Origin of the sequence: Paenibacillus sp. tmac-D7 (genome assembly GCF_006519665.1) — a bacterium.
In the GTDB taxonomy this organism is placed as follows: Bacteria; Bacillota; Bacilli; order Paenibacillales; family NBRC-103111; genus Paenibacillus_G; species Paenibacillus_G validus.
This window is the reverse complement of record NZ_VIDW01000084.1, coordinates 1-6,842: the sequence shown is the minus strand read 5'-3', so window position 1 is coordinate 6,842 and position 6,842 is coordinate 1. Positions and strand designations below refer to the sequence as shown.

At 43.5% G+C, this 6,842-nt stretch carries 6 protein-coding genes; 1 reads left to right on the top strand and 5 read right to left on the bottom strand.

The features are described 5' to 3' along the window. Nucleotides 1-115 precede the first annotated feature (115 nt). The 5 genes from FKP33_RS26255 to FKP33_RS26240 form a co-directional block, all read right to left on the bottom strand. On the bottom strand, nt 116-1,318 hold the full coding sequence (locus tag FKP33_RS26255) for a hypothetical protein (protein WP_141336764.1): 1,203 nt from the start codon (nt 1,316-1,318) through the stop codon (nt 116-118). A gap of 626 nt (nt 1,319-1,944) precedes the next feature. After that, complete coding sequence (locus FKP33_RS27905) at nt 1,945-2,382, bottom strand: hypothetical protein (protein WP_258313560.1); 438 nt, start codon at nt 2,380-2,382, stop codon at nt 1,945-1,947. Nucleotides 2,383-2,393: 11 nt separating this feature from the next. Then, nucleotides 2,394-3,704 carry a recombinase family protein gene (locus FKP33_RS26250; RefSeq protein WP_258313559.1) on the bottom strand — a complete coding sequence of 437 codons (1,311 nt, stop codon included), beginning with the start codon at nt 3,702-3,704 and terminating at the stop codon, nt 2,394-2,396. Nucleotides 3,705-3,775: 71 nt separating this feature from the next. Further along, nucleotides 3,776-3,895: a conjugal transfer protein gene (locus FKP33_RS27900; RefSeq protein ID WP_482194160.1), complete on the bottom strand. Its 120-nt coding sequence runs from the start codon at nt 3,893-3,895 to the stop codon at nt 3,776-3,778. An 835-nt stretch (nt 3,896-4,730) separates the two neighbouring features. Next, the gene (locus FKP33_RS26240) at nt 4,731-5,027 is read right to left on the bottom strand and encodes a hypothetical protein (protein ID WP_127610275.1); all 297 of its coding nucleotides are present in this window, start codon (nt 5,025-5,027) and stop codon (nt 4,731-4,733) included. A gap of 443 nt (nt 5,028-5,470) precedes the next feature. On the opposite strand from FKP33_RS26240, the gene FKP33_RS26235 reads away from it, so the two are divergent. Beyond that, nucleotides 5,471-5,674, top strand: a complete 204-nt coding sequence (locus tag FKP33_RS26235) for a hypothetical protein (RefSeq protein ID WP_021624015.1) — start codon at nt 5,471-5,473, stop codon at nt 5,672-5,674. Nucleotides 5,675-6,842 lie beyond the last annotated feature (1,168 nt).

Below are 6,842 nucleotides of genomic sequence, written 5' to 3'. Positions count from 1 at the left end.
TAATAAAGATGGAGTTGGTTGCTCTAATTTTTCTTCCAGATTGCTCAACCTTATCTTTGGTTTTATAAGATAAGGAGATACGTACACCCTCACCTTTTTCCATATGACATGGAACTTACTCAGATATAGGAACTTTGTCCGAATCGGCTTCAAGTAGTTCTGGTTTAAAATCTTTCTTATCATCAATACCACCCAAGTATTCTCCAACTAACATATTATCCCTGTAATAATGGGAAATAAGTTCTTTCCATTCAGAAACATTGATGCTGCCATCAAGTCGCCAAATCTTATTATAGTCAGTATCTTTGCCAGAATTGCTTATATCAACATCCCAACGATTTAAAATTTTTTCCTCCGTGTAAAACCTTATAGCTCCATCTAAGTGAAATGGTTCATTTGAAGCTGGATCAATCATACTGTGAACATACCTACAACCATAAGCAGAATCACTAATTCCCAAACTTGGACGTTGGATAACCTCCTCACATTCAAATGTTTGTTTCCCATCTTGACTATGCCACCAAAATTCAGTCCTATCAATATCAGTAAAAAATTCATGTTTTTCTTCGCTCTTATGACAAGTGACACCATATGGTATATCCTCAAGTTTGTCAGTAAATTTGGGTCCCCACCAATATTGAAATTCAAATACCTCATGTAACGATTCCGGAAGCCCTAACATATCTTTATCAAGGGCAAGCCTAGTGATTAGACCGGGTTTTGTGCTTAACTCAAAAAAACGTCTTAAAAATGGGGTATTTAACGTGTTTAAGCGTGAAAATGATCTTCTAAATAATGGACTCGCATATAGTAGTAACCCACTATGCTCAAAGATCCCAGGAGCTATTGGATTTAGCTTGGAAACGTCTATCAAACCGTTTTTATCATCAGTTTCAAAAATTTCCGGGAAAATTCTTAATGCTAAATCTTTGTCTATAATAGACGCCGATTCAGTCGCATTAAATTTATAGTTTTCCGTAACTGCTGTTTTTACTCTATTAAGAAGTTTATCTCGGTATGGGGAAATAAAGTTCGAGACCTTATCATGATAATACTCTTTAATTTTCGTATTTATAATTTCTACTTCTACATTATTTTCAGGTACATGAGTAAGGTTTGCAGTTCTGACCATGCCAGGCTCAAAATGTAAGGCAGCTATTGTTGACCAAGCTATAGGCTTCTCATGGTCGTGATTAAGAAATGATGGTACCCCAGTATTCCACGTATCTCTATAAGCTGATTCTAATGAACTCACAGTAAACTTAACATTTTGTTTATTTACCTTATCACTATTAATGACACCAAGTAGTCTTATCAATTATTTCAATCCTTTCAAGAAAGGTGGAGTTATATTTCCATAAAATTGTTATATTTTCTTTTCTCGTATCTAGCCATACTGAGAAATAGAAAAAAAGGTCCGCCTGCATATGAGATAACCGATATTTCACCAATTTCTTGTATATTCAAAGTAGTAAAAATAACATAAGAAAACAGTAAAGTCACTATCCCCATTACTGGAGACAAAAAAGTAAGACCTCATAAAATAAGAAAATATAGGAGCGTTTTCTTCGAAATTCATTGTTAATGGTGATAATGCTGAAGGCTTTTTTTTATTTTCCGTAGAGAGTACTACCCATAAAAAAACAATGTATGATATCTTCTACGAATAATCATGCATTCCTCCAAAATATAACAAAAATCTCCCAAGGGATTCTCGAGTGATCCTACTAAGGTCACGTAATAGTGATTATTTGTCTCAATGGTTCATTGTTTTCTTCCACCGAGTTACTACCTAACAAACAAAAACACCCGATTTAAGCATCAGGTGTTGTCAAAAAATAAATCTATTTCTTTCGTCAACAAACAGTCAACTCTATTAATTTCGTGCCTCTGTTTTACATTCCTATCAAATCTGTACTACTCCCCAAACCCGCTCCACCACTGCTATCTCAGTGATCTGTACCATCTCTCACCAACAAGGCTACTGATTCTACGTGTGTCGTGCTCGGAATAGGGACACAATTCACTCCCTTCATTTTTCAGCGACTTTTTTTGAAATGGACTGCACGTTTTGCCTTGAACGCTGTTATGAAAACCGGTTTTGTATACGAAGGTCAGCTTGTATGGATTAGGTTGCTCTGGATCGGCGTTCGTGCCGATGATGATTTTATCAACAATACTTTCAAATACGCTGCGATCAAACGATGGCAAGAGCTCGTTCGTGCGAAGCACCTTGCGAAAATGCTCCAGCCGCTTGCCCGTATCGATTTCTTCTTGTGCGGATTGCTCCAACTGAGACTTCTCTTCAAGTAATCCCGACAACGAAGCGTCCAGCTCCGCATATTTCTGCTCGTAAGTTGCCCGGTCGATTTTTTCATCCAAGCACAGATCGATCAGTTGCAGCGTTTTTGCTCCAATGCCTGAATGTCGGTGATCAATTTATTCAGCCGTCTTTGACTATTCTGGTCGCTGAACACAGCTTCCATTCTTTTCATCAGCTCATCAATAATGTCCGTATGATTGCGGCATACCAATTTGTACGACTCCACAAAGGCGTCCTCAATTATTTTCTCATCCAAGCCTTTGCTGTGAGGACAGAGCTTCTTTCCCTTTTTGGTAGAGGTGACGCACTGCCAAACTGACTTTTCGTGTGGAGTTCCGCTGTGCCAGCTCCGCCGCGAGAAATTGCTTTTACAAAACGCACATTCCAGCATGCTGCTGAATGCAAATTTCCTGCTGTATTTGTCACGTTTGCCTTTCATTCCGCGACGGCGATTCTCGCCCCTTCTATGCAGGATAGCCTGCGCCCGCTCAAAGACTTCTTCGCTGATGATCGGCTCGTGGTGATTTTTGACATAAAACTGATCTTCCTCGCCATAATTCTCAAGTCTTCTCTTGGATATGGGATCGAGGGTAAAGGTCTTTCCCTGTAGCAAGTCGCCTTTGTATTTCTCATTTTTGATGATACCAAGAATGCTCGTATCCTGCCATTCAATTCTTCCATACTTGGTCTTATGTCCTGCCTCGGTTAATTCCTTAGCAATAACGTATGCGCCCATGCCATCAACGTAGCGCTGAAAAATATAGCGAACAAGCTCCGCTTCTTCCTGGTTGATGGAAATCTTCTTCGTGCTCGGATCGTAATCGTACCCCAAGCAGCTTTGGAAGCCGACCAACTCGCCGCGCTTCATTTTCATCTTCAAGCCCTTTTTGACGTTAGCTGAGATATTTTCGACTTCCTGCTGCGCTACGGAACTCAATATGACAAGCAACAACTCGCCGTCCATCGTCAGCGTATTGATATTCTCGTCTTCAAAAAATACAGCAACGCCCTTATCCTTTAGCATACGGACGTACTTCAGCGTATCGAGCGTGTTTCTGGCAAAACGGGAGATGGACTTCGTGATGACCATGTCGATTTTTCCGTCCATGCAGTCGTTAATCATGCGCTGGAAATCCTCGCGCTTCGTCACCTGTGTGCCGGTAATCGCTTCGTCCGCATACATATCAACCAACACCCAGTCGCTGCGCTTGCTCACGAGATCTGTATAATAAGCGACCTGCGACTTGTAGCTGTTCAACTGCTCCTCGGAGTCGGTGCTTACTCGGGCATATGGGGCAACACGGAGAACATCCGACGATTTCCCGCCGTTTCGATCAGCTATTTTTCGGCTAGCTTTAATCACTTCCACTTCAAGCGCCATAGCCTCATCCTCCATTCTTATTAACTCGCCATCAGTATAATAAGAGTTGGGCGGACCGACAAATGTGCAAATTATGAAGTCAGGTCCGAAATGATGCCGTACTCTCTCATGGTTTTGCCCTTGATCTGATGGAACTCACTTTCAGTGATTAAAGAGAGATTCAATAACTGTTTAATCATCGCAATTTGCATGCTATATCTGATCAGCTTTGAGTTCATACCCGACCTCCCGATCATTCAGACATGCTGAAAAGCAGAGATGCGCACCCGAAAAATTTCACTTATGCGCATCTCTGTTTCCGCCTCTGTTTTGGTTGCATACCTAAAAGTCTTATCCAGCGGACAGTGGTTAACTGTACTCATAGGCGTCAGCCTCTTCCAGGATCGCTGCAAGCCGCCCCCATTGCGATGAGCTATGGCTGGGCGGAAGTATCATTATCCCTCCGTATGGGTCTTCGCCTTAAATGGTACCGCCATTCATTGATTGCATGGCAAAATCGCTCGCATTCCATCGGTTCTGCTAACAAGGCATACAAAAACAAGAATCGACAAAATGGTCGTGGCGCGCCTGCAACGTGGCTATCCTTCATGGCCATGCGGGGAACGTACCGGATAAGATTGTATTTGGTTGTTAAGGAGCGATGAGGGCGACATTTATCCCTCTACTATCCGCTACGTTTTCGGGATAAAATCGGACTCCGGTTGCAAGATTTCGAGAAAAATATTTTACGGGATGGAAAACGAGGAGGTTGGCAGGGAGTTGGTAAAATAAAAAGACGGTGCAAGAAATTCCTGTTCACGCTTTTTGGCAGCTTCCAATACAATCTTGAAATGTTTACTGCTTAACCTTATGGTATGCTATATTTTCTATTCGACTTGTTATCGCATGTTATCGCATCCATTGACGTATTCATAAATCATTTGTAATTTAGTATCTCCTTAATGCCGCTAAATTTAACAATTTATGTATCCAACCCATGGCGTAAAGGGCAGACTTATTTTGCATTTGCATATGGATTCCTTTTTCTTACAAATGTAATGCCACGATTCCCTGAAGCCGGGCCATACCCGGCAGTGAATCGGAATACTCGCCGCGGGTGACCGCGAAACCGATGACGACTTGCGACAAGTCGACTTCCAACAGGCCGGCCACGCTGTGGAACACTTCACGCTGAATAAGCTCGTCGGATTCCAGCAGGAAGTCCATCGCCCGATAGCCGTGCTGCACATCGAAGGACGACAGTTGTGGAATGACAACTTCACGATCCACCCAGTCTTCGGCTGCCAGCTTGCTGCCGGGATCAAGCACATGATTGGCCACCATGGTAAAATGGCGCGTTCTACCGTCACTTCGGAATTCCCGGTCCGCCAAGCGCTTATGAAGGCCTAATCGATGCCGAACTCCAAAAACTCCTTCCAAAACTGATCCAGTAGCCAGGTACCGCCGAGTACCTGAGACATCAACAGCTTCACGGCAGAGCGCCGAGGCTTCGTAGCAGGCGTCTCAAGCGGATCGCAGATAAGTGGTGAATGCATGTTTATGAAGGTGAATTAGACTCATTTATGAAAAAGAATGGTATAACTAAGTTGAAGAAAAGCAGAGCTTTTCGGTATCCCCAAAAGGCTGTGTTTCCGCCTCATATAGACAACCAACCCGATAAAAATGACCAGAAACCGGGCGGATGCCGTTGTTCACTTCTATGCATCTGCCATAGACTGGTGTTGTAAGTTCATCAAAACTCACCTACCAAGGAGGAATGGTTTCGAATGCAGTTTATCAAACAGGAAATGCCCATGTATACGCATGACCACGCCGCTTATGTCAGGCAAATGTACGACTGGCACGTGAAAATGGCTCAGTATCAAGACCAATTGCGTGCCTTTCATCTGGAAAGAGCGAAACAATTTCAAAAGATGGCCGAAGAAAGAGCGAAAACGTCAGAAATACCCAGCGGCACCAGCGCCGCTTAAAGGCGAACCGACATGGAGCGATGTGATGAATTGGCAGCATTCCGAATCAAAATCTGGGACCGTTATTTAACCCTTCGTTCCCAATATGGAACCCGGATGCCCTTGTCTTTCGACCAGTTCTGGTACGACTTTTTGGCCAGGCACATGATATCCGACTGTGGAGTAGAGCAAGTATATGAGGACTTCTGCAACAACTGGGAGAATCAGTGCGTGGAAAATGTTTGCGATTCGAGCCATAGGTAGAATGCCGGAAGTTTTTTTAAACGAACCGATTCATACTTCGTTTTGTCCCGAGGAGGTGGCGGCCATGACAGAGGGGCAACCGGCGAAGAGCGAGGAAATGCTGCAAACCGCATTCCGATTAAACAAATGTCCGACTTGCTCCGTGCGTTAGTTGGAAAAATCATTGTATCATTCGAAGACAACTTATCATGAGAAATAGGACCACCAAAAGGCCGGCTGTTGCCCAAAATGGGCAGCTCCGGTCTTTGATATTTGTATGCAGGGGACAAGGGTAGATGGGATCGAATCCAAGCGGAACTTTCACGATGCGGATTACTGCTTGGCGGAATAGGATAATTCGTTTCTGGACAACTTAAATGCTGTTTGCATAAATTTGGAAAGGCGGATACCTGCATGTCACCTACATTCAGTACAAGCGTTGAAAACCGGACTATCTCTACCCCAAGACAACCGAATCGATGTAAAAATTGCATCTGGGGCAACTGGGATGGGTTGAAACAATTCTGTTCGAAACCTGTCTGCATTAAGAATCAACCAATATAAGGGGTCCACTTCTTTTACTTGATCATGTTCGGTTATCTGTAAACAATTCATGCCCAGTGACTGGCATTTTTGCCGATGACGCATATAATGACGTGATCCAACTTTGAGGAGTGATGAATCATGTCCGTTGCGGCTCAAACAAGTACAAAGAGTTTACCTCCCTTTTCCATATGGGGAGTTCATGCATCTGTCGCCGGAAGACCGGTTGTGTGGGGCAAACTCGTGATGCGTGTTTTGCCGGACCAACAAATTCAAGGCACCATCCAATTTCGCGGAACGCCGATTCCGATTGAAGGAAGCTGGAATGAAAGCACGCAGCAGATCATGTTTCATTCCCCCTACGCCGCCTACTCCGGCCAATTAACCATCTATGACGATGTCA